This is a genomic window from Pseudomonas sp. W5-36 (genome assembly GCF_046540455.1).
GTDB classification, from domain to species: Bacteria; Pseudomonadota; Gammaproteobacteria; order Pseudomonadales; family Pseudomonadaceae; genus Aquipseudomonas; species Aquipseudomonas graminis_B.
The window spans coordinates 21,772-43,525 of the sequence record NZ_JAXCIQ010000021.1; the positions used below are offsets into that span (position 1 = coordinate 21,772).

The 21,754-nt window shown below is 61.5% G+C and carries 21 protein-coding genes; 8 read left to right on the top strand and 13 right to left on the bottom strand.

The features are described 5' to 3' along the window. Positions 1–6: 6 nt before the first annotated feature. Positions 7–1,275 (bottom strand): DASH family cryptochrome, encoded by a 1,269-nt coding sequence (locus tag SLW74_RS23970; RefSeq protein ID WP_410930343.1) that lies wholly within the window; start codon positions 1,273–1,275, stop codon positions 7–9. A gap of 178 nt (positions 1,276–1,453) precedes the next feature. Here SLW74_RS23970 and SLW74_RS23975 point away from each other — a divergent pair, with 178 nt between their 5' ends. Continuing rightward, a complete protein-coding gene (locus SLW74_RS23975) occupies positions 1,454–1,882 on the top strand; it encodes a DUF3429 domain-containing protein (protein WP_410930344.1) in 429 nt (142 codons plus the stop codon). A 143-nt stretch (positions 1,883–2,025) separates the two neighbouring features. On the opposite strand, the gene ilvD is transcribed toward SLW74_RS23975, so the two are convergent. Next, positions 2,026–3,873, bottom strand: coding sequence for a dihydroxy-acid dehydratase (ilvD, locus tag SLW74_RS23980; RefSeq protein ID WP_410930345.1), 1,848 nt, complete (start codon positions 3,871–3,873; stop codon positions 2,026–2,028). 471 nt (positions 3,874–4,344) lie between these two features. Here ilvD and SLW74_RS23985 point away from each other — a divergent pair, with 471 nt between their 5' ends. Next, positions 4,345–4,803, top strand: a complete 459-nt coding sequence (locus SLW74_RS23985) for an REP-associated tyrosine transposase (RefSeq protein ID WP_065991076.1) — start codon at positions 4,345–4,347, stop codon at positions 4,801–4,803. A 261-nt stretch (positions 4,804–5,064) separates the two neighbouring features. On the opposite strand, the gene SLW74_RS23990 is transcribed toward SLW74_RS23985, so the two are convergent. Further along, positions 5,065–6,261 carry a class I SAM-dependent rRNA methyltransferase gene (locus SLW74_RS23990; RefSeq protein ID WP_065991078.1) on the bottom strand — a complete coding sequence of 399 codons (1,197 nt, stop codon included), beginning with the start codon at positions 6,259–6,261 and terminating at the stop codon, positions 5,065–5,067. 167 nt (positions 6,262–6,428) lie between these two features. Between SLW74_RS23990 and SLW74_RS23995 the strand changes: the two genes are divergently transcribed. From SLW74_RS23995 to SLW74_RS24005, 3 genes are all read left to right on the top strand, one after another. Then, positions 6,429–7,295, top strand: coding sequence for an HDOD domain-containing protein (locus SLW74_RS23995; RefSeq protein WP_074890184.1), 867 nt, complete (start codon positions 6,429–6,431; stop codon positions 7,293–7,295). A 36-nt stretch (positions 7,296–7,331) separates the two neighbouring features. Further along, on the top strand, positions 7,332–8,144 hold the full coding sequence (gene mutM / locus SLW74_RS24000) for a bifunctional DNA-formamidopyrimidine glycosylase/DNA-(apurinic or apyrimidinic site) lyase (RefSeq protein ID WP_296310354.1): 813 nt from the start codon (positions 7,332–7,334) through the stop codon (positions 8,142–8,144). 176 nt (positions 8,145–8,320) lie between these two features. Then, the gene (locus SLW74_RS24005; protein ID WP_065991088.1) at positions 8,321–8,656 is read left to right on the top strand and encodes a multidrug transporter; all 336 of its coding nucleotides are present in this window, start codon (positions 8,321–8,323) and stop codon (positions 8,654–8,656) included. Here SLW74_RS24005 and ggt read toward each other — a convergent pair. The 4 genes from ggt to SLW74_RS24025 form a co-directional block, all read right to left on the bottom strand. Further along, the gene (gene ggt / locus SLW74_RS24010) at positions 8,638–10,380 is read right to left on the bottom strand and encodes a gamma-glutamyltransferase (RefSeq protein ID WP_410930346.1); all 1,743 of its coding nucleotides are present in this window, start codon (positions 10,378–10,380) and stop codon (positions 8,638–8,640) included. The two genes, SLW74_RS24005 and ggt, sit on opposite strands and share 19 nt — an antisense overlap. Before the next feature lie 80 nt (positions 10,381–10,460). Then, on the bottom strand, positions 10,461–10,712 hold the full coding sequence (locus tag SLW74_RS24015; RefSeq protein ID WP_065991092.1) for a YfhL family 4Fe-4S dicluster ferredoxin: 252 nt from the start codon (positions 10,710–10,712) through the stop codon (positions 10,461–10,463). A gap of 99 nt (positions 10,713–10,811) precedes the next feature. Beyond that, entirely contained in the window at positions 10,812–11,291 is a 480-nt protein-coding gene (coaD, locus tag SLW74_RS24020) for a pantetheine-phosphate adenylyltransferase (protein ID WP_065991094.1), read from the bottom strand. A gap of 193 nt (positions 11,292–11,484) precedes the next feature. Then, a complete protein-coding gene (locus tag SLW74_RS24025) occupies positions 11,485–12,924 on the bottom strand; it encodes a coniferyl aldehyde dehydrogenase (protein WP_410930347.1) in 1,440 nt (479 codons plus the stop codon). Between the two features lie 146 nt (positions 12,925–13,070). Between SLW74_RS24025 and SLW74_RS24030 the strand changes: the two genes are divergently transcribed. The 3 genes from SLW74_RS24030 (at position 13,071) to SLW74_RS24040 (ending at position 15,944) form a co-directional block, all read left to right on the top strand. Continuing rightward, the gene (locus SLW74_RS24030) at positions 13,071–14,267 is read left to right on the top strand and encodes an MFS transporter (protein ID WP_410930348.1); all 1,197 of its coding nucleotides are present in this window, start codon (positions 13,071–13,073) and stop codon (positions 14,265–14,267) included. Positions 14,268–14,339: 72 nt separating this feature from the next. Further along, positions 14,340–15,026 (top strand): TetR/AcrR family transcriptional regulator, encoded by a 687-nt coding sequence (locus SLW74_RS24035; RefSeq protein WP_410930349.1) that lies wholly within the window; start codon positions 14,340–14,342, stop codon positions 15,024–15,026. 63 nt (positions 15,027–15,089) lie between these two features. Then, on the top strand, positions 15,090–15,944 hold the full coding sequence (locus SLW74_RS24040) for a sulfurtransferase (protein WP_410930350.1): 855 nt from the start codon (positions 15,090–15,092) through the stop codon (positions 15,942–15,944). An 18-nt stretch (positions 15,945–15,962) separates the two neighbouring features. Here SLW74_RS24040 and SLW74_RS24045 read toward each other — a convergent pair whose 3' ends face one another. From SLW74_RS24045 to SLW74_RS24070, 6 genes are all read right to left on the bottom strand, one after another. Beyond that, a complete protein-coding gene (locus SLW74_RS24045; RefSeq protein WP_369319935.1) occupies positions 15,963–16,286 on the bottom strand; it encodes an AzlD domain-containing protein in 324 nt (107 codons plus the stop codon). After that, on the bottom strand, positions 16,283–17,026 hold the full coding sequence (locus SLW74_RS24050) for an AzlC family ABC transporter permease (protein WP_410930351.1): 744 nt from the start codon (positions 17,024–17,026) through the stop codon (positions 16,283–16,285). The genes SLW74_RS24045 and SLW74_RS24050 overlap by 4 nt, the downstream gene beginning before the upstream one ends. 68 nt (positions 17,027–17,094) lie before the next feature. Next, the gene (locus tag SLW74_RS24055) at positions 17,095–18,087 is read right to left on the bottom strand and encodes a hydrolase (protein WP_141695221.1); all 993 of its coding nucleotides are present in this window, start codon (positions 18,085–18,087) and stop codon (positions 17,095–17,097) included. Positions 18,088–18,094: 7 nt separating this feature from the next. Further along, positions 18,095–18,715 (bottom strand): 16S rRNA (guanine(966)-N(2))-methyltransferase RsmD, encoded by a 621-nt coding sequence (gene rsmD, locus SLW74_RS24060; RefSeq protein ID WP_065991110.1) that lies wholly within the window; start codon positions 18,713–18,715, stop codon positions 18,095–18,097. Then, positions 18,715–20,211 (bottom strand): M16 family metallopeptidase, encoded by a 1,497-nt coding sequence (locus SLW74_RS24065; protein ID WP_410930352.1) that lies wholly within the window; start codon positions 20,209–20,211, stop codon positions 18,715–18,717. The genes rsmD and SLW74_RS24065 overlap by 1 nt, the downstream gene beginning before the upstream one ends. Next, positions 20,208–21,560: a M16 family metallopeptidase gene (locus SLW74_RS24070; RefSeq protein ID WP_410930353.1), complete on the bottom strand. Its 1,353-nt coding sequence runs from the start codon at positions 21,558–21,560 to the stop codon at positions 20,208–20,210. The genes SLW74_RS24065 and SLW74_RS24070 overlap by 4 nt, the downstream gene beginning before the upstream one ends. Between the last annotated feature and the right edge of the window lie 194 nt (positions 21,561–21,754).

Consider the following 21,754-nt stretch of genomic DNA (forward strand, 5'->3'; position numbering starts at 1 on the left):
ACTTTTTCAGGCCCATAACCTGCGGTATGCGCCGTCGGCATCATGTTCGTCGGCCTGCTTCACGGTGTTGAAGCGCCGACCGCCCCGCGGGTCCGTTCCGTAGCCGGCGATGTACAGCCAATTGCCCTGATTGCTGTAAACGTCGTAATCCACCAGCTGCGCCTCGAACCACGCGGCCCCGGCGCGCCAATCACCCTTTAGATCGAAGATCAGGTAACTGGCGACGATCTGGCGCATGCGGTTGGACAGATAGCCCGTCGCTGCCAATTCCCGCATACCCGCGTCAATCAACGCCTCTCCGGTTTCACCCCGACACCAGCACGCAAACCCCTGTGGATTGTGGCCCGGTTCGCTGGTCCCTTTCAGGCCGCTGGCGCGATAGAGAAGCCGGCCGTATTTCAGATGCAGCAAGCGAAAGTAATCGCGCCACAGCAACTCGAAGTAGATCCAGTACGTACTGTCATTGGCGCCATGTTCGGACTCAAAAGCCTTCAGCGCCTGATCGACCTGCGGCGCTGAAAGCGAACCGCGTGCAAGCCAGGGCGAAAACTTGGTGGAGTCGTCCACAGCGCTCAAGTTGTTGCGGGTGGCTTTATAGCTGTTCGCCAGGCCCCGGCGAAAATACTGCTGCAGATGCTCGATGGCCGCGTGCTCGCCGCCGTGAAATGCTTGCTGTTGGTAAGGAAACGCCGAGCGGGAGTCCGGAACCGCAGACGTTTGCAGCGTGACCGGTTCAATCCTCACACCTTGCGGCAGCGCTGGAATTGTCGCTGGCGATGGTATGGCGGGGCGGGCAGAAGCGTGGGCCTTTTCCACAAGACGCCGAAAGCTGCTGAATACGTCGGGCAGCTGCTCGACCGCCATTGGCAATTCATCCAGCGTAAACAGCGTCGATTGCCAGTGATCCTCCACGGTCAGTCCCGCCGCGCGGAGGGCTTGCACCTGTGCTTCCTCTTCCGGCGCCGCGATGCGTTCGCAGATGATCGTATCGATGCCCAGCTCGTGGGCCAGGGCGACGAGGCGTTCAACGGACTCACCCTCAATCTGCATCAGCGCGCTGCCTCGTGCGCTCAGCTGCCCGGCCAGTGCGCTGACCGCGGTCTGTTCGAAATACTGGCGGTGGGCGCCGATGCGCTCGAATCCCCATGGCGTCGAAGTCGCCACGGGTGTGCAGTAAACCGGCAGCAGCGTGTGGGCAAGTTCGCATGCGTGGGTGAATGCGGGGTTGTCGGCAAGCCGAAGGTCCTGACGGAACCAATAGATCAACGTATTCATGTGAAGGTCTCAGCGCTCAGGGATCGAGGCCTTGATCAGTGGGTGACAGGACGTGGTCCTTTTTCCGGTCGAGCAAGAGAAGCTAAACAGCATTGCACTTTTGAGCCATAGTCTTTCAAGTAAATGACTGAAAGGGGCTCAAATGAAAGCGTTGTCGCTGTCTTCGTCGCCAAGGTAGGTGGCGCTGCTGGGTTATGGCGGTTTGCTGCCGTTCGTTGGGCTGCTGTTGCTGATCCTGTTTGCAGTCGACTACCGAGCTTTCTTGACGCACGCGCTGCTCGCTTACGGAGCGGTGATCCTGAGTTTTGTGGGCGCGCTGCATTGGGGATTCGCCATGACCCTGCAAGGCTTGAATGCCGACCAGTGTCGCGAGCGGTTCATCTGGAGTGTCATCCCGGCGCTGATCGCCTGGCCCGCACTGTTATTGCCGGCACCGTTGGGGCTGTTGCTGCTGATTTTCGGTTTCGTCACGCACTACTGGCAGGACCGGCGTCTTGTGAAAACCACGACACTGCCCGACTGGTATTTGCCGATGCGCCTGCGTTTAACGTTGGTCGCCAGTCTTTGCCTGCTGCTGGGCGCGATCACTGTAGCCGTTGGCTCCTGAAACCGCCGGTGTCCGGATCTGTTGGAGGCTAATTGAAGGTTCGGCTGGGTGTTCGACCCGTGTCCGAGCCTTACCTCCTCCAAGCGGTTGGCAGGCAAAAAAACACCCCGACATGCGGAGTGTTTTCCAGTGCGGGTTGACGCTTACGGCATAAGCTTGTCGAGCATCGCCTTGTCACGCACAGCACCCTTGTCGGCACTGGTCGCCAGCAGGGCGTAGGCCTTGAGGGCGGTGGTCACTTTGCGCGGGCGTGACTCAACCGGTTTCCAGCCTTTCTTTTCCTGCTCGGCGCGACGTTCGGCCATTTCTGCGTCGTCGATCAACAGATTGATCGAGCGATTCGGAATATCGATCAGCACCTTGTCGCCGTCACGGACCAGCCCGATCGCGCCACCTGCTGCGGCTTCAGGAGACGCATGGCCGATGGACAGGCCAGAGGTCCCGCCCGAGAAACGCCCGTCGGTCAGCAGCGCACAGTCTTTGCCCAGGCCTTTGGATTTCAGATACGACGTCGGGTACAGCATTTCCTGCATACCCGGGCCGCCTTTCGGACCTTCGTAACGAATGATCACGATGTCGCCGGCCTTAACTTCGTCCGCCAGAATGCCGCGAACAGCGCTGTCCTGACTTTCGAAGATCTTGGCGTTGCCTTCGAACACGTGAATCGACTCGTCCACGCCAGCGGTTTTCACCACGCAGCCGTCGAGCGCGATATTGCCGTACAGCACGGCCAGGCCACCTTCCTGGGAGTAGGCGTGCTCGACACTGCGGATGCAGCCGTTCTCGCGGTCGTCGTCCAGGGTTTCCCAACGGGTCGACTGGCTGAAGGCCGTCTGGGTCGGAATGCCCGCAGGGCCCGCTTTGAAGAAGTGATGCACCGCTTCGTCGTCAGTCTGGGTGATGTCCCACTTGGCGATGGCTTCTTCCATGGATTTGCTGTGCACGGTCGGCAAGTCGGTGTGCAGCAGGCCGCCACGGGCCAGCGAGCCGAGGATGCTGAAGATGCCGCCGGCGCGGTGGACGTCTTCCATGTGGTACTTCTGGATGTTCGGCGCGACTTTGCACAGCTGCGGCACGCGGCGCGACAGGCGATCAATGTCGCGCAAGTCGAACGGAATCTCGGCTTCCTGGGCAGCGGCCAGCAAATGCAGGATGGTGTTGGTCGAACCGCCCATGGCGATGTCGAGGGTCATCGCGTTCTCGAACGCCTTGAAGTTGGCGATGTTACGCGGCAGCACCGACTCGTCGTTGTCTTTGTAGTAGGTTTTGCACAGGTCGACGATGGTGCGCCCGGCCTGCAGGAACAGCTGCTCGCGGTCCGAGTGGGTCGCCAGCGTGGAGCCGTTGCCCGGCAGTGCAAGGCCCAGTGCTTCAGTCAGGCAGTTCATCGAGTTGGCGGTGAACATCCCGGAGCACGAACCGCACGTCGGGCAGGCGCTGCGCTCGTATTCAGCGACTTTTTCGTCGGACGCGGTGGAGTCGGCAGCGATGACCATGGCGTCGACCAGGTCCAGGCCGTGGCTGGCGAGCTTGGTCTTGCCGGCTTCCATCGGGCCGCCGGAAACGAAGATCACCGGGATGTTCAGGCGCAACGAAGCCATCAGCATGCCGGGGGTGATCTTGTCGCAGTTGGAGATGCAGACGATTGCATCGGCGCAGTGGGCGTTGACCATGTATTCGACGGAGTCGGCGATGATCTCGCGGCTGGGCAACGAATACAGCATGCCGTCATGGCCCATGGCGATGCCGTCGTCCACCGCGATGGTGTTGAATTCCTTGGCGACGCCGCCTGCTCTTTCGATCTCGCGCGCCACCAGCTGACCCATGTCTTTCAAATGGACGTGGCCCGGAACGAACTGGGTGAACGAGTTGGCGATGGCGATGATCGGCTTCTTGAAATCGTCGTCCTTCATGCCCGTGGCACGCCACAGGGCGCGCGCGCCGGCCATATTGCGGCCGTGGGTGGACGTTTTTGAACGGTAATCAGGCATTGGAGCACTCCGGCTAATCGGCTGAATGAGGAAGGGAGTGAGCTTCTAGTGACGTCGTGTGCAAAAGGCAGTGACCGGATGCAGCGAAGAAACCGAACGATACGGGATCACCGTACGCCCAGCCTGAGCTCATAAACCCGCCGGGGATGACTGGCGATGAATAGCGCTGATTCTACACCTGTGGGGGCGGGAGGGAATGGTGGGAAGTGGGGCTGCGGACTCATCGGTCTGATTGCCAAACGGGTCGGTGGGGGATCCGACCTCAATCGCGAGCAAGCTCACTCCTACAAAGATGCCCGCTGATTCGAGCGATCAATGGTCCCGGCACGAATGCAAAGTTCGGCGCGGAACCACTGTAGGAGTGAGCTTGCTCGCGATAAGGATCTTGCAGACACATCCGGAATCTCTGTTTGGCGTCTACCCCTCAGGCACTGTTCTAGCCTTCCTGGTAATCACCAACGGGAGCGACTAATGCCGGAATTACCACGTGGAAGATATCTAAGGAGCGGGAGATTTTCGGAGTCGGGACGGATTTACCTCGTCACGTCGGTCACCCATAACCGGGAGCAGGTTTTCAGCGACTGGAAGCTTGGACGATTGGTTGTGAACGAGTTCCGCGCCGCTCAGTCCTCGGGGGCGGCAGATTCGTTAGCGTGGGTCATCATGCCCGACCACATCCACTGGCTGCTTGAACTGACGGGAGGTGAACTCACTCGGATTTTACAGGGAGTGAAATCGCGAAGCGCTCGCGCAATCAATCAGTCGCGAGGAACGCACCGGCAAGTCTGGCAGAGGGGTTTTCACGACAGAGCATTACGACGGGAGGACGATCTTTTGATGATGGCCAGATACATTGTCGCCAATCCGTTGAGGGCTGGATTGGTCAAACGGGTCGGAGATTATCCGCTGTGGGACGCGAGTTGGTTTTGAAGCAGAATCGCGAGCAAGCTCACTCCTACAGGTACTGTGCATCGCCTGTAGGAGTGAGCTTGCTCGCGATCTGTTGCGAAGCGACAGCAATCCTGCAATCGCATTCACTCAGACATGTCCCTGTCGTCTGATTTGCTGCCAGTTCCCGGCAGATCGCGGGACAAGCCACGCTCCTACAGGTTCTGCAGATGGCCTGTAGGAGTGGGCGGCTCGTTACGTCATGCTATCAGCCATCAGCCATCAGCCATCAGCCATCAGCCATCAGCTGTTCGGCAACAACCGGCAGGTGATGCTTTTGATGTAGCGCGTTTCGGGGATTGCAGGGTGGACCGGGTGGTCCGGGCCCTGGCCGCCGCGCTCGAGCAGCTGGATGTTGCGGTCCAGATGGCGGGCACTGGTCAGGAGGATGTTTTGCAGGTCGTCCTCCGGCAGGTGCATTGAGCAGGAAGCGCTGACCAGAATGCCGTCCTTGCTGAGCAGGCGCATGGCTTGCTCGTTCAGGCGGCGGTAGGCGCCTTCGCCGTTCTTCATGTCTTTCTTGCGTTTGATGAACGCGGGCGGGTCGGCAATGATCACGTCGAAACGCTCTTCAGCCGCTTTCAGTTCCTTCAGCGCCTCAAACACGTCGCCTTCGATGCAGGTGACCTTTTCCGCGAAGCCGTTCAGTGCGGCGTTACGCTCCACACCGTCCAGCGCGAAGGCTGACGCGTCGACGCAGAAGACTTCGCTGGCGCCGAAAGCACCGGCCTGGATGCCCCAGCCGCCGATGTAACTGAACAGGTCCAGTACACGCTTGCCCTTGGCGTACGGTGCCAGGCGCGCGCGGTTCATGCGGTGGTCGTAGAACCAGCCCGTCTTCTGGCCTTCCATCACCGGCGCTTCAAACTTCACGCCGTTCTCTTCCAGCGCGACCCACTCCGGCACCAGGCCGAACGCGGTTTCAACGTAGCGGTTCAGCCCTTCGGCGTCGCGCGCGGCGGAGTCGTTCTTGAGCAGAATGCCCCTCGGCTTGATCACTTGAATCAGCGCGGCGAGCACGTCGTCCTTGAGCTGCTCCATGGCTGCTGACGCCAGCTGCACCACCAGAATGTCGCCGAAGCGATCCACCACCAAACCTGGCAACAGGTCGGAGTCGCCGTAGACCAGACGATAAAACGGCTTGTCGAACAGACGCTCGCGCAGCGACAGGCAGACGTTCAGGCGATGAACCAGCAGCGACTTGTCCAGTGGCAGCTTGATGTCGCGGGACAGCAAACGTGCGCAAATCAGGTTTTGCGGGCTCATTGCGACGATGCCCAGCGGCTTGCCGCCCGCAGCTTCCAGAATGGCTTGAGCGCCCGGAGCAAAGCCGTTGAGCGGGGTGGCAGCGACGTCGATTTCGTTGCTGTAGACCCACAAATGACCGTTGCGCAAACGGCGATCGGCGTTGGGCTTGAGGCGCAAGCTAGGCAGGGACATGACGTCGCTCCGGAAAAAAGAGCGGGAGTATAGCGCGTGAACCCGCTGACGGGCGCGCCGTGGTCGATTACCGTCTGGCTGTCCGTCGGATCCGTTGGATCGTCATCCAGTTGTCGACCCGTGGCCGCGAGGGGTTAGAATCGTGGCCTGACCCCGAGTGTGAAGTTATGTCCCAAGAGCTTACGTCCGAGCAGATCCAGCAGGCGTTACAAGGCATCAGCGTTCCGCCCCAGCCGCAAATCATGGTGGATTTGCAGATGGAGCAGTACATGCCTGACCCTGACTTGGGTGCCATCGCCCGGTTGATCGCCCAGGATCCGGGGCTCTCCGGCGCGCTGCTGAAAATCGTCAATTCCAGCCATTACGGACTGACCAACAAAATCGCCTCGATCCAACGGGCGGTGAACCTGCTCGGCAGCCGCTCGGTCATCAACCTGATCAACGCACAGTCGATCAAGGGCGAGATGAGCGATGAAACCATCGTCGTGCTCAACCGTTTCTGGGACACCGCCCAGGACGTCGCAATGACCAGTCTGACGATCGCCAAGCGCATCGGCTCGCAAACGGTCGACGAATCCTACGCACTGGGCCTGTTTCATGACTGCGGCGTGCCGCTGATGATCAAGCGTTTCCCCGACTACATGAGCGTGCTCGAAGAGGCGTATTCCAACACCACCGCCGAGTGTCGGGTGGTCGACACCGAGAACCGGCTGCTGAACACCAACCACGCCGTTGTCGGTTATTTCACCGCCAAGTCCTGGCGTTTGCCTGAACATGTCAGCAATGCGATCGCCAATCATCATAATGCGCTGGCGATTTTCAAGGACGACTCGGGTCGCAACGCGCCACTGAAAAACATGCTGGCCGTGCTGAAGATGGCCGAGCATGTCTGCGAATCCCACCGTGTATTGGGCAACGAGCCCGTCGACCACGAGTGGAACAGCATTGGTCCCCTGGTTCTCGATTACGTTGGCTTGTCCGACTACGACTTCGAAAACCTCAAGGAAAGTATTCGCGAGCTGAGCGCGCACTGACCCTGCGCCTGACCTTGCCCTTCATCGAGCTGCCGCATGCCTGAATTACCTGAAGTCGAAACCACCCGCCGGGGCATTGCGCCGCATCTGGTGGGCCAGCGCGTGAGCCGCGTGATTGTGCGTGATCGTCGGCTGCGCTGGCCGATCCCCGAAGACCTTGACGTGCGCCTGTCAGGCCAGAAAATCGTTGCTGTCGAGCGTCGTGCCAAGTATTTGCTGATCCAGGCGGAGGTCGGCACGTTGATCAGCCACCTCGGCATGTCGGGTAATCTGCGCCTGGTGGACGCCGGTCTGCCGCCGCTCAAACACGAGCACGTCGACATCGAACTCGAGTCCGGCCTGGCCTTGCGCTACACCGACCCTCGGCGTTTCGGCGCCATGCTCTGGAGCCTCGACCCGCTTAACCATGAATTGCTCGCGCGCCTTGGGCCGGAACCGCTGACCGAGGTGTTCGACGGGCTGCGTCTGTTCGAGCTGTCCCGTGGCCGGGCAATGGCGGTCAAGCCGTTCATCATGGACAACGCGATCGTCGTGGGCGTCGGCAACATCTATGCAACCGAGGCCCTGTTTGCGGCCGGCATTGATCCGCGCCGCGCCGCCGGGAGCGTGTCCAAGGCACGCTATATAAAGCTGGCGATTGAAATCAAACGCATCCTGGCCGCCGCCATCGAACGGGGCGGTACCACGCTGCGTGATTTCATCGGCGGGGACGGCCAGCCCGGTTACTTCCAGCAGGAACTGTTCGCCTACGGACGCGGCGAGGAACCGTGCAAGGTGTGCGGGACCACGCTGCGAGAAGTGAAGTTGGGTCAGCGGGCGAGTGTTTATTGCCCCAAGTGCCAGAAGTAGTTCCAGACAGCAGCAGAGCCGTCGGCCTGGATCGCTGACTGCCCCGGATCGCGAGGGTTTATCCGATCCCTCCTACAGGGCGTGTCTTGTAAGTGAGACACGCCGCCCCTTGCGTAAGCCCGCGCCCTGTTTATAGTGAACAGCTTCATATCTGCCTTAGCTTGAAGGACCATGCCATGAGCCCGTTTCGCATGCTTGCTGCCACCCTGGCCGTGTTCTTCGGCTTGCAATTCACGCCTGCGCTGGCTCAGGACGCGACCGGCAGTGGTGACCCCGTCTACGAAATCGAAAGCCCTCCCGCCTACGCGATGATCGGCGACCTGCTGATCGCGCGGCCGATTCTCATTGCTGCCACCATCATCGGCGCCGGGTTGTTCGTGGTTGCACTGCCGTTTACCGCCGCCGGCGGCGGCATTGGCCGAACCGGCAAGGCGCTGGTGGTGGATCCGGGCAAGGCGGCATTCGTCCGCTGCCTGGGTTGCACCGGCGACGGTTATGGCAAGCAGGACTGATCGGCGCAGGCGCGCATCAGCTTCAGCGCGTCACCGGGTTTGAAAGTCGTCGATACGCCAATGCCACGCGGGTCACTGGCCGCTTCGACCCGGGCACTGTTCTTGTGCCATAACAGCACCTGCTGATTGCCGAAATCCTTCGCCGTCTCCTTCAGCGCGTAACCGCGCTCGCGCAGGTCCGCCAGTTCCTGCTCCGTGAATGTCTCCGGCTCGTACTCCACCACATCCGGCGTGTACTGGTGGTGGTAGCGCGGCGTTGATGCCCAGTTGGCAATCGGCTGCTCGTCCAGATACTGCAGCATCGACAGCAGCACCATGCTGGGGATGCGGCTGCCGCCCGGGGTACCGAAGGCAGCGAGTGATTGCGGGCCTTCGATGAAGCTCGGGCTCATGCTTGAGATCGGTCGCTTGCCCGGCTCGATGGCATTGGCGTGTCCGCCGGCTGAGGCCGAGTTGCCCTGACCTTTGGGGTCTATGGCAAAGTCGTCCATCTCATCGTTGAGGATGATCCCGGTGCCGGGCACGGTAAACGCTGAGCCGAAGGGCAGGTTTAGCGACAGTGTCGCCGTCACGGCGTTGCCTTCGTTGTCCAGTACGGCGAAATGGCTGGTGTTGTCGCCCTCACGCCAGCGCGGCGCGGGGGGCAGGGTGTTATTGGGCGTGGCGCGGTGGGGATCGATGCTGGTGGTCAGCTGCAGCAAGTAGTCGGTGGACAGGAGTTGAGCCACCGGGTTGGGCACGAAGTCCGGGTCGCCCAGCAGCACGCGATCACGATACGCACGGCGAAGCGCCTCAATCACAAAATGCGCCCGCTGAATGTTCTCCGACCCCCGCCACGGCAGCTGTTGCAGCATCGACAGGCTTTGCGCCAGTGCAATGCCACCTGCCGAGGGCGGCGGTGCGCTGATCAGTTCCCGTTGATCGGCCATCTGAAAGCGCAGAGGCGTTCGCGTGATGACTTCATATTCTTCGAAATCATGGTAATTCCAGATACCGCCGGCGCGACGCACCCCACTGACCATCGCCTGCGCCACCAAGCCACTGTAGAACCCGGCGCGGCCATTATCGGCAAGGCGCCCCAGGGTTTGCGCCAGCTCAGGCTGGGTGATGACGTCACCCAGATTCGGCACGTCGTTGTTGCGCAGGAACAGGCGCGCGCTCTCTTTGTTGTTGCGCAACGCGAACAGCCGCCAACTGGCGCGCTCGCGATAAACGCTGTCCACTTTGAAGCCGCGGTAGGCGACCCGGATGGCGGGCGCCAGCGAGATCGAAAGCGGCAATCGGCCATAGCGCTCGGCGAGCTCGACCAATGCCGCGGGAAGCCCGGGAATCGCGGCCGCCAGTGGTCCGTTAAGGGACAGGTCCGGCTGGAGGATCCCGTTGCGGTGGAACATTTTGGGTTTTGATTTGAGCGGCGCCTTTTCGCGCGCGTCGAGAAACTGATACTGAACGGGGTCGCCGGATTGGCGCAGCAGGAAAAACCCGCCGCCGCCGAGGCCCGACCCGTAAGGTTCAACGACGGCGAGCGTGGCACTGATGGCAATGGCGGCATCGAATGCGTTGCCGCCATCCACCAGGATTTCCCGGCCGGCGGCGGTGGCAATGGGATGCGGGCTGGCGATGGCAGCCTGATCGGGGTGATCGGGGCTGGCCTGGGCCGAAAAAGCGCACAGCAGAAACACTGCGCCTGACAAAACAGGTATCCGTTCCAGCATAGAGATCATGCGTATCTCGCTCAATTCAACGGGCGTTATAAGCCAGTGTCTTCGGCGAAAGCACGTATGCCGACAGGATATGCGTTCGGTTATGCCTTGCTGGTGATCAGGTTGTACTTGGCCATGAGCTCGTCCTTGCTCTCCACATGGTTTTCATCCAGCGGGATGCAATCCACGGGGCAGACTTGCTGGCACTGCGGCTCGTCATAGTGGCCGACGCATTCGGTGCACAGGTTGGGATTGATCACGTAGATCTCTTCACCCTGGGAAATCGCTTCGTTCGGGCACTCGGGTTCGCAGACGTCGCAGTTGATGCAATCGTCGGTGATGATCAGGGACATGGATACTCCTGCCACGGTCGACACCGGGGCATATCAAAACGAATGCGGCGAATTGTGCCGCATTAGCGCTCGGTATGCACCTTACCTCGACGCAAGGCCTCAGGCTTTGAAACGTTCGCTCAGCGCCTGGGCCACGGCGGGGTGGACGAATTTGGTGATATCACCGCCCAGCGCTGCGATTTCCCTGACCAGCGTAGATGAAATGAACGAATAGCGTTCCGACGGCGTAAGAAAAAGACTCTCGATGTCCGGGGCCAGTTGCTTGTTCATGTTGGCGAGCTGAAATTCATACTCGAAATCCGACACCGCACGCAGGCCGCGCAGCAGGATGTTGGCGTTCTGTTCCTGGGCGAAGTGCGCCAGCAGTGTCGAGAATCCTACGACTTCCACGTTGTGCAGGTGCTTGGTCGCTTCGCGGGCGAGCGCAACACGTTGCTCCAGCGGGAACAGGGGGTTTTTCTTGGGGCTGGCGGCGACGGCGATGACCACTTGATCGAACAGGCGCGAGGCGCGCTCGACCAGATCGCCATGACCCTTGGTAATAGGGTCGAAGGTGCCGGGGTACAACACTCGGTTCATCGCGTCGTCCTGGTCGGAGTTCGTTGGGGACTGGATGGTAGCGCAGCAGGCTGAGCGGGCCAAGCTGCCGAGGAGTGGAGTGGGAAGCTTTGCGGTGCAGCGCGAGACGCCTTCCCGGCTAAAGCCAGTCCAACAATGTTCCACAGCCAGCCCAATGCACGGGGCGTTAGGTCAGTCAGAATTCGCAAGCGCATCAGCGCACGAACAGCCGCTGAATCAGCGTCTGGATCGCCTTTCCATAGGGCGGGTAGAGCAGCCGCGCCGCGTTGAACCGCTGTTTGATCAACACGCCTTTGGCATGACTAAACGTCAAAAACCCCTCGTGTCCGTGGTAATGGCCCATGCCTGACGCGCCGATGCCGCCGAAAGGCAAGTCGTCCTGGGCGACATGGAGCAGGGTGTCATTCAAGCAGACGCCGCCCGAATGCGTCTGCTCCAGCACGCGGCTCTGTTCATGCCGTTCGTAGCCGAAGTAGTACAGCGCCAGTGGCCTGGGCCGCTGATTGATGTAGGCGAACGCCTGCTCGATCTGGTCGTAGGGCACGATCGGCAGCAGCGGGCCGAAGATCTCGTCCTGCATGATCAGCATGTCGTCGCTCACATCCAGAATCAGGCTGAACGGCATCCTCCTGTCCTGCCCCTCGGGGAATAGCTGAATCACGCGAGCACCTTTGGCTTGCGCGTCGGCGAGATACGAATTCAGGCGTGCGACATGCCGCTGATTGATGATCGCGGTGTAGTCCGGGTTATCCGTCAATGTCGGATAAAACCGTGTGACCGCCTCCTTGTAGGATTCGACGAATTCGTCAACGCGATCCTTGGGCACCAGCACGTAGTCGGGAGCCACGCAGGTTTGTCCGGCGTTGAGGGTTTTGCCGAAAGCGATGCGCTCGGCGGCGTCCTTGAGCGGTACGTCGCGGGACACGATGGCGGGGGATTTTCCGCCCAGCTCCAGCGTCACCGGCGTGAGGTTGTCCGCCGCCGCGCGCATGACATGCCGCCCGACGCTGGTGGCGCCCGTGAACAATAAGTGATCAAACGGCAACCTCGAAAAAGCCACTCCAACCTCCGCCTCGCCCAGCACAACGCCGACGTGATCTTCCGCAAACACCCGCGCCAGCAGGCTTTTCAGCAACGCGCCGGTGGCGGGCGTGGACTCGCTGAGCTTGAGCATCACGCGGTTACCCGCCGCCAGTGCGCCCACCAGCGGCCCGATGGCCAGGTACAGCGGGTAATTCCACGGCACCACCACGCCGATCAAGCCCAATGGCTGGTAAACGACTTTGGCGCTGGCGGGCTGGAACGCCATGCCGACGCTTCGGCGGGAGGGCCGCATCCATTTCTTCAAATGACGCTGTGCGTGACGGATGTTGTGCAGGCAGGGCATCAGCTCGGCGAGAAGCGTTTCGTCGGCGCTGCGGTGGCTGAAATCAGCGTTGATTGCCTCAATGATCGCCTGGCGCTCGCTGCTGAGCAGCGTGTGCAAGCGATCGAGCCATTGTTTGCGCTCTTGCAGGGCCGGCATCGGATTGGCGGCGAATGCGCGTCGTTGTTCGTCGAATACCTGCTCCAGATGGCGGCGCGGGCAAGGAGCATCGTCTGCATATGGCAGAAGATTAGAGTCGACGGGCATCGCGGCGGTCCTTGTTGAAGTTATTCAGTGCTTTTAGAGTCATTGCTCTATGAAGTCAACGGCCCTTGCATTCGCTCGCAGGCGCACGCCAGACTGTCCGGGCAAAAACTGAACTGCCGCCCCGCACCACCTGACACGGAGTCTCAATGCGCACGGACTATCTGGCGTTTTTTCTTTCCCTTTTCCTGTCCCGTCTCGCCGATCAGGTGCTCCTGTTTCTGGTGCCGCTGATTGTTTTCCAGACCACCAACAGCGCTTCCCTGGCGGGGCTGGCGTTCTTCGTCGAGACATTGCCGCGCTTCCTTGCATTCCCGGTTTGCGGCGCGCTTTGCGATAAATACTCGCCCATCCGGCTGCTGCACATCAGTCAGGTTTACCGGGCTGTTATCTGCCTGGCCGCAATGGGGCTATATGGCCTGTTTGGCGGGATCTACTGGCTGATCATCCTGTCGGCGGTCTGTGGCGTCCTGACCACCCAGGGGATCATGGCCCGGGAAGTGGTGATGCCGCATATTTTCCCGGATTACCGCTACGGCAAGACGCTGTCCTACTCACAGATTGCCGACCAGACCGGCCTGGTGCTCGGGCCTTTGCTGGCGGCGCTGGCGCTGGAAATCTGCCCGTGGTGGGGCGTTGTCATCGGCGTGGCGCTGGTTTTCGTCGCGGCGGATCTCGCCATGCGAGTCTGGCAGCGCAACAGCAATATTACGCTGGAGCGGTTCGATCAGGACGTAGGCCGCTGGACACAGCCGTTGAAAATCGCCTTCGGACACATCTTCCGATTGGCCGAGCTGAAGAAGATCATTTTGCTGGCGGTCGGCGTCAACCTGATCGTCGGTGTCACGCTGGCCAGCTCGGCGGCGATGGTCATCGGCTCATTCAGTGAGAGCAAAAATTACTACGCTGGGCTGCAGGCGGCGGGCGCCTTGCTGACCATAGGGATTCTGTTTGTCCTGGCACGTGTCAGCCTGCCGCTGAAACTGCTCGGTGCGATGTCATACATTGCCTTGCTGCTGGGGGCGTTCATTACCGCCACGAGCGCGTCATCCGAGGTCTACCTTGTCGGCTTTCTGCTGATCGTCGGCTTCGACAAGATGTTCAACGTGTACATGCGCAGCATCCGTCAGCGGGTCATCCCGGCGCGCGACTTCGGCAAGACCGTGGGCGTCATCACACTGCTGAACAACCTGTCGCAACCGCTGGCCGGTCTGCTCGTCGGGATACTGACAGCGCCGATCGGGCTGCGCGGCGTCATCTTGATCAACATGCTGGCGGCAGCCGGGCTGGGTATCGGCGTCGCAGCGGTGGTTCGGATCAGGCTGGCGACTGCCCTGGAGCGATGAAGTCTGCAACGGGCCCAACGCTTGCGTTAAGATCCGGCACATCCCTGTTACGTTTCGACGTTCGAGTTGAACATGGCGCCGCGCATCAAAACCGTACGCATCAACACCCGTGAACGCATCGTGCACAGCAGCCTGGAGCTGTTCAATCAGCAGGGCGAGCGCAGCGTCAGCACCAATCACATCGCTGCGCACATGGAAATGTCGCCCGGCAATCTGTACTACCACTTCCCCAACAAGCAGGCGATCATCGCCGAGTTGTTCACTGAATACGAAACGCTGGTCGACAGCTTTCTGCACCCGCCCAAGGGTCGCCTGCCGGGTGTTGAAGACAAGCGCCATTACTTGATGGCGATTCTCGACGGCATGTGGCGCTATCGGTTTCTGCACCGCGACCTCGAGCATCTGCTTGAAACCGATCCAGAGCTGGCGGTGCGCTACCGACGCTTTTCCCAACACTGCCTGATCAAGGCGATGTCCATTTACGGCGGCTTTGTCGACGCGCAGATTCTGAGCATGGACAAGGTGCAGATCGAATCGCTGACGCTCAATGCCTGGATCATCCTCACGTCATGGGTACGTTTTCTGTGCACCACGCGGGAAAACGCCGCGCACCTGAATGAGGACGCGATTCGTCGCGGGGTCTATCAGGTGCTGATGCTGGAACTGGCCTACGTGACGCCCCAGGCACGGGAAGCGGTGAATGCGCTGTGCGCGGAGTTTTATGTGCCATTGGCCAAGGCACTGGAAGACGCCGGCTGAATCAGCCTGGCTGTCTGAACTGATTGTCATATCGCCATTTTTTACTGCCTGCAGGAGCCTGTCATGTCCATCGCGCAATTGATCAGCCCGCAACAATTGTCAGAACGCCTGACACAGCCCGGGCTAGTGATACTGGATTGTCGTTCGTCGCTGGACGATCTGGACTACGGCCAGCGCAGCTACGCAGAGGGCCATATCGAAGGGGCTTCTTACGCTGATTTGCTCAATGACCTCAGTGGGTCCATCACCAAAGGTGTCACCGGTCGCCACCCGCTGCCGGATCCCCAGCGGCTGATCGAGCGCTTGCGCTTCTGGGGTGTGAACGATCAGAGCGACATCGTGCTGTACGACGATGGCCCGGGTGCTTATGCCGCCCGAGCCTGGTGGTTGCTGGCGTGGCTGGGCAAGCGCGACGGCGTTTTTGTGCTCGATGGCGGGCTAAAGGCCTGGCATGGGGCGGGTCTACCGCTGAGTCTTGATCCGCCGCATCAGCCCGAGGGTTCGTTCGACGGCGTGCCGGATGACGCGATGGTGCTGACGGCCGGGCAGCTAAAGGCCCGCATCGGCGATCCCGCCATGACGCTGATCGATGCGCGTGCACCCGCGCGGTTCCGGGGTGAGGTCGAGCCCATCGATCCTATCGCGGGGCACATTCCGGGCGCGCAGTGCGCGGCATTCACCGACAACCTCGGGCCGGATGGCCGGTTTCTCCCACCGGAGCAGCTGAAGCAGCGGTTTGCCGAGGCGCTGCAAGGTCGCCCTGCAGAAGCGCTGGTCGCTTATTGCGGTTCCGGCGTGACGGCCTGTCACAACCTGTTTGCCCTGGCCCTCGCCGGGTATCCACTGGGGGCGCTGTACGCGGGCTCCTGGAGCGAGTGGATCAATGATCCGCAGCGGGGCGTCGCGACCGGGGACTGAGGTGGCGGCGTGTGTGCCTCACATCTGCCCCATCGCCCAGCGCAGCAAGAAGAACACCAGCAACCCGCCGCCGATGGTCGCCAGGAGATTGCGGCTCATGGCCGCAATGCCAATCGACACGATCCCGGCCAGCAAATAGGCGTTGTCCAGGGACAGCTGCCAATGCGCGCCGTCGGGCAGCAACATGCCAGGCACGACGATGGCCGTCAGCACGGCGGTGGGTACGTAATGCAGGCCTTGGCGCACCAGCGGCGAGAAACGCAGGTTCGGCCAGGCGAACAGGCTGTAGCGCATCAGAAAAGTGATCGCAGCCATGCCCATAATCAGCCACCAGTACGTCATGGGCGCGCCTCGTCCGGGCGCACCTCGTCCGGGTGCATGTCGTCCTGCCTTTCTGGCTGCCGTCTTTCCAGAAGCACCCCCGCCGTGATGCCACTGAAGGCTGCGGCCATGAGCCCCAGCTTGTAGGGCCACGACCACGTCAGCAGGGCAACTGCGCCGGCGACCAACGCGGCGGCAATCTGCGGCTGGTTGCGCAGCAGGGGCACGACGATGCCTATGAAGGTCGCCAGCATCGCGAACTCCAGGCCCCAGCTGGCCATATCGGGAAAAGCCTGACCAAACAGCACGCCCACCAGCGAGCTGCTGACCCAGCAGGCATACAGCGAACTCGCGACACCCAGCCAGTACCAATGTGCGAGTGGCGTCCGGCCGTGGACCAGGTAGTGGCGTTGGACGATCGCGAAGGTTTCGTCTGTCAGCCAGAACGCCAGCAGCAGTCGCCAGCGCTGTGGCAATCCCTGAACCTGTGGCTGCAGGGTGGCGCTGTACAGCACGTGGCGCAGATTGACGATGAAGGTCGTCAACAGAATCACCACCGCGCTGGCCCCGGCGCCCATCAGGCTGATGACGATGAATTGCGCCGACCCTGCGTAAACGAACGTCGACATGCCGACGGCCTGCCATAACGTCAGCCCGCCCACACCGGCGAGGGTGCCGAAGATAATGCCGAACGGTGCAATGCCGACCAGCATGGGCACGCTGTCGCGGAGGCCGCGGACGAAGAATGGGTGACGGGACATGGTTTTTCTCCTTATGCCCCGGATGGTAAGCGGGCGGCGCATAAGTGTCTTGAACGATCGTGCAGACGTTAGCGGTTTATCTGCGCGCCATGGACGTCCGCCAGCCACGCCGGAATCCGCTGCTCCAGGTAATACGTCGGCTTTCTGATCGTGCCGCCGACAAAACCCACATGCCCGCCTTTTTTCTGCAGGTCGAACGCGGTGCTGGACGACAGCTCAGAGGCTTCAGGCAGGCTGTGCTTGAACACGAACGGGTCATCAAGGGATTGAATCAGCAGGGTGGGCGTGCGGATGGCGCCGAGGAAGTACCGACTGGAGGCGCGGCGGTAGTAATCATGGGCGTCGACGAATCCATTGAGCGGCGCTGTCACGCGCCCGTCGAAATCCCAGAACGTGCGCATGTCTTTAAGCGAACCCAGCGCCGCCAGTTCTGCCAGGCCGTCGCTGAGTCCTTCATGCTGAAAGCGTCGCTGCTTGTCCTTGATGTAGCCGACCATCTCGCGCATGAAATGGCGTTGATAGACTTTGGAGAAGCCCAGCCCGATCCGGTCGGCGCATTCGTCCAGCCTAAAGGGCACCGACACCGCCGCAGCGCCTTGCAGGTGGCTGTCGAGCCCGGTTTCGCCGAGGTGCTTGAGCAAGATGTTGCCGCCGAGGGAATACCCGACCGCGTAAAGCGGCGCCAACGGTCTTGCCTTGCGCAGATGATCGATTACGGCGGCAAGGTCTTCACTGGCCCCCGAGTGATAGCTGCGGGGCAACAGGTTTGGCTCCCCCGAGCAACCTCGCCAATTGAGGGCGACGCTCGCCCAGCCGCGTTTTTCCATGGCGTGCTGCAGCCCGGCGACATAGGGGGAGTTGGACGAGCCGGTCAGACCGTGCAGCACGAGCACGACCGGCACGTTTGCGTCGTGCGGTCCGTGCCAGTCCATGTCAAGGAAATCGCCGTCTTCCAGCCAGATGCGCTCGCGCCGACGCTCGAGGTGCGTGGTCGGACGCCAGAGCGGTCCCCACAGCGTCTGCAAGTGCGGGTTGCCCAGGCCGAAGGCCGGGACGAACACGGGAAGGTCAGCTCGCGACGGCACTTCGTTCCCACACCGCGTAGTGAACCTGACCGGCTTTCTTCTCACGGTGCAGGCGCCAGTTGGCAGGCATGCCCAGCGTCGACGGCGCGGTCTCGCTTTCGGTGTAGATCCACGCGCTGTCCGCCAGCCAGTTGCGCTCTTCCAGCAACGTGCACGCAGGCATCAGCAAATCCTGGTGGAACGGCGGGTCGAGGAAGACCACGTCGAACTGTTCAGCCGGCTGGGTTTCCAGATGTCGGAGTGCGTCGCCCGTCGCGGTTTTGCCGACGGTGCAACGCAGCGTGCCGAGGTGTTCGCGCAGGCTGGAGATCGCCATCGAGTTGGTGTCCAGCGCCAGGCCCATGCTGGCGCCGCGCGACAGGGCTTCAAGGTACAGCGCGCCGCTGCCGGCGAACGGATCGAGGACGCGCGCGCCCTCGATGTACGGCGCCAGCCAGTTGAACAGGGTTTCCCGCACACGGTCCGGCGTCGGGCGCAGACCGGGGGCGTCAGGGAAACTCAGACGCCGACTGCGCCATTCGCCGCCGATGATCCGCAGTTGGCCGAGGCCCGTGTGGATTTTGTGCCCTTTGTGGATACGCGGCGGCTTGGAAGTCGAGGTCATCAGTGCTCCGGAACGCCGAGCGGTTGCTCAGCGGGTTTGTCGGTAGGGGGTGGCAGCGGCTTCTGCGGGACGGTCGGACCTGCGGTCACGATCACCAGCTTGTCAGCGTCCAGATGTTTTTTCATCACGGTCTTGATCTGTTCGACCGTCACGCTCTGGGACTGCGTCATGAAATCTTCAAGGTAGGTCAGCGGCAGATTATAGAAGCCGACCGCGCCCAGTTGGCCAACGATGGCCGCATTGCTGGCGGTCGCCAGAGGAAAGCTGCCGGCCAGTTCGCGCTTGGCATCGTCGAGCTCTTTCTGGGTCGGGCCGTTGGCAAGGAAGTCACGGGTGATGTCCTTGACCAGCTTCAGGGTGTTTTCGCTCAGTTCGGCCCGTGTCTGCAGGCTGATCATGAACGGACCCTGTGCCTGCATCGGCGTGAAGCCTGAAGACACACCGTAGGTCAGGCCGCGTTTTTCCCGGACTTCGGTCATCAGGCGGCTGCCGAAGCCGCCGCCACCGAGGATCGAGTTGCCCAGTGACAGGGCCGCGTAGTCAGGGTCGCCTCGGGTAATGCCCAGCTCAGCCAGCATCAGGTGCGTCTGCTTGGACGGGAACTCGATGTGGGTTTCACTCGGCTTGGGCTCGGTCGGGGCAACGGTTTGTGCCAGCGCCGGGCCTTTCGGCAGCGCGGCGGACACTTGGGTTGCTACCGCTTCGGCTTCTGCGCGCGTCAGGTCGCCAACCAACGCGATCACTGCGTTGCCAGCGGCGTAGGCCTTGGCATGAAAGGCCTTCAGTTGAGCCAAGGTCAAAGGCGCAATGCTTTTGGCCGTGCCCATGCTCGGGTGCGCGTAGGGATGATCGCCGTACAACCGCTTGAACAGCTCGTCGCCTGCCAGCTTGCCCGGGTTTTGCTTCTGATATTCAAAGCCCGCCAGCAACTGGTTTTTGATTCGCGCCAGCGAGTCCGCCGGGAACGTCGGTTTGCCCACCACGTCGGCAAACAGTTTCAACGCGGGCTCGCGTTTGTCGGCGGCGCTCAGGCTGCGCAGCGAAGCGATTGCCATGTCGCGATACGAGCCGTTGCCGAAATCAGCGCCCAGCCCTTCGAAACCTTCGGCGATGGCGCTGACGTTCTTGCCTTTGATGCCTTCGTTGAGCATCGCGTTGGTGACCAGCGCGATGCCGGGGTTGGCGCCATCCTGACTGCTACCGGCTGCGAACAGCAGGCGCATGTCGAACATTGGCAGCTCATGGGCTTCAACAAAGAGCACGCGAGCGCCTTCGGCGGTTTTCCACGACTGGATGTTCAGCGAACGGCGCGCCGGCGCTTTACCGTCCAGTTCCTTCAGGGACTCCAGCGTACTGGCCGCCTTGTCGATGGCTTTCGGGACTTCGGCGGCGGTCTCTGCCATCGCCCATGGGGCACCTAACAGACCAAGCGTTACGGCGAGTGCGAATGAGCAGGCCCGGGTTCGCGCAAAGCGGGATTCGTTGCGCTGGCTCATTGGGCTTTCTCCTCAGGCAAAACATGCGCAACGGCGAGGCGCTCGCGGGTGAAGTAAGTACGGGCGGCTTTCTGGATGTCTTCCGGCGTCACGCTTTGCAGCGCTGCCAGTTCCTGATCGATGAGCTTCCAGGACAGGCCCACTGTTTCCAGTTCGCCAATGGTGCTGGCCTGACTGGTAATGGAATCGCGCTCATAGACCAACCCGGCGATCACCTGGGCCCGGACCCGCTCCAGCTCTTCCTTGGCGGGCGGCTTGGTTTTCAGCTCGTCGAGCAGGCGCCAGATACCGGCTTCAGCGTCGGCGAGGGTTTTCTTCTTCTGTTGATTGGGTGTGGCGCTGAGGGTGAACAGGCTGTCGCCGCGGGTGTAGGCGTCGTAGTCGGACGAAGCGCCGGTCACCAGTTCTTCGCCGCGCTCCAGGCGGGTCGGAATGCGCGCGCTGTAGCCACCGTCGAGCAAGGCCGAAATCAGGCGCAGTGCGTTGACTGACTGTGGATCGGTGGCGGTGGCCAGGCTCGGCACGTTGAAGCCATACATCAGGCTCGGCATCTGCGTGGCGACATGCACGGTGATCTGACGCAGGCCAGGTTCGGCCAGCTCCAGCGGCTTTTTCGAGGGCGGTACATCGCGGCGCGGAACCGGGCCGAAGAAGCGCTCAGCCAGGGCCTTAACCTCATCGGGCTTCACGTCGCCCACCACCACCAGCGTGGCGTTGTTGGGGACGTACCAGGATTCATACCAGTGGCGCAGCTCCTCGACCTTCATGCGCTCAAGGTCCGCCATCCAGCCAATGGTCGGCGTGTGGTAGCCGCTGGCGGGGTAGGCGATGGCCTTGAAGCGCTCGTAGGCCTTGGCGTTCGGCTTGTCATCGGTGCGCAGGCGGCGCTCTTCCTTGATGACTTCGATTTCCCGGGCGAACTCTTCAGGCGGCAGGCGCAGGGTGGCCATGCGGTCGGCTTCCAGTTCGAAGGCAACCGCCAGTCGATCACGAGCCAGGACCTGGTAATAAGCGGTGTAGTCGTCGCTGGTGAAGGCGTTCTCTTCGGCGCCGAGGTCGCGCAGGATCAGTGATGCTTCGCCGGGACCCGCCTTCGAGCTGCCCTTGAACATCATGTGTTCCAGCGCATGGGACAGGCCCGTCTGGCCAGGCGTCTCGTAGCTGGAGCCAACCTTGTACCAGACCTGCGAGACCACGACCGGTGCGCGGTGATCTTCACGCACGACGACCTTCAGGCCGTTGTCCAGCGTGAATTCGGTGGTGGGTTGTGGGTCGGCAGCCAATGCGGCGAAGGGCAAACAGATTGTGCTGAGCAGCAGGCCTGCGGCACAGCGGGCTAGAGCATTCATTCGTGATTTGAACCTTGGAGACGGCCTGCTTAGCGTCAGCGGGCGCGGGGGTGTTAGGATAGCGGCCAGTGCGCTCGGCGACTATGGCTGTGACGTAGGACTCTTCGTCCAGTGCCGGAAGGCGATGCGCAAAAGGCGTAAACGGAAGGGCTCTGGCTGAACAAGCGGGCTCGATTACAGTCTGTTTCGCATAC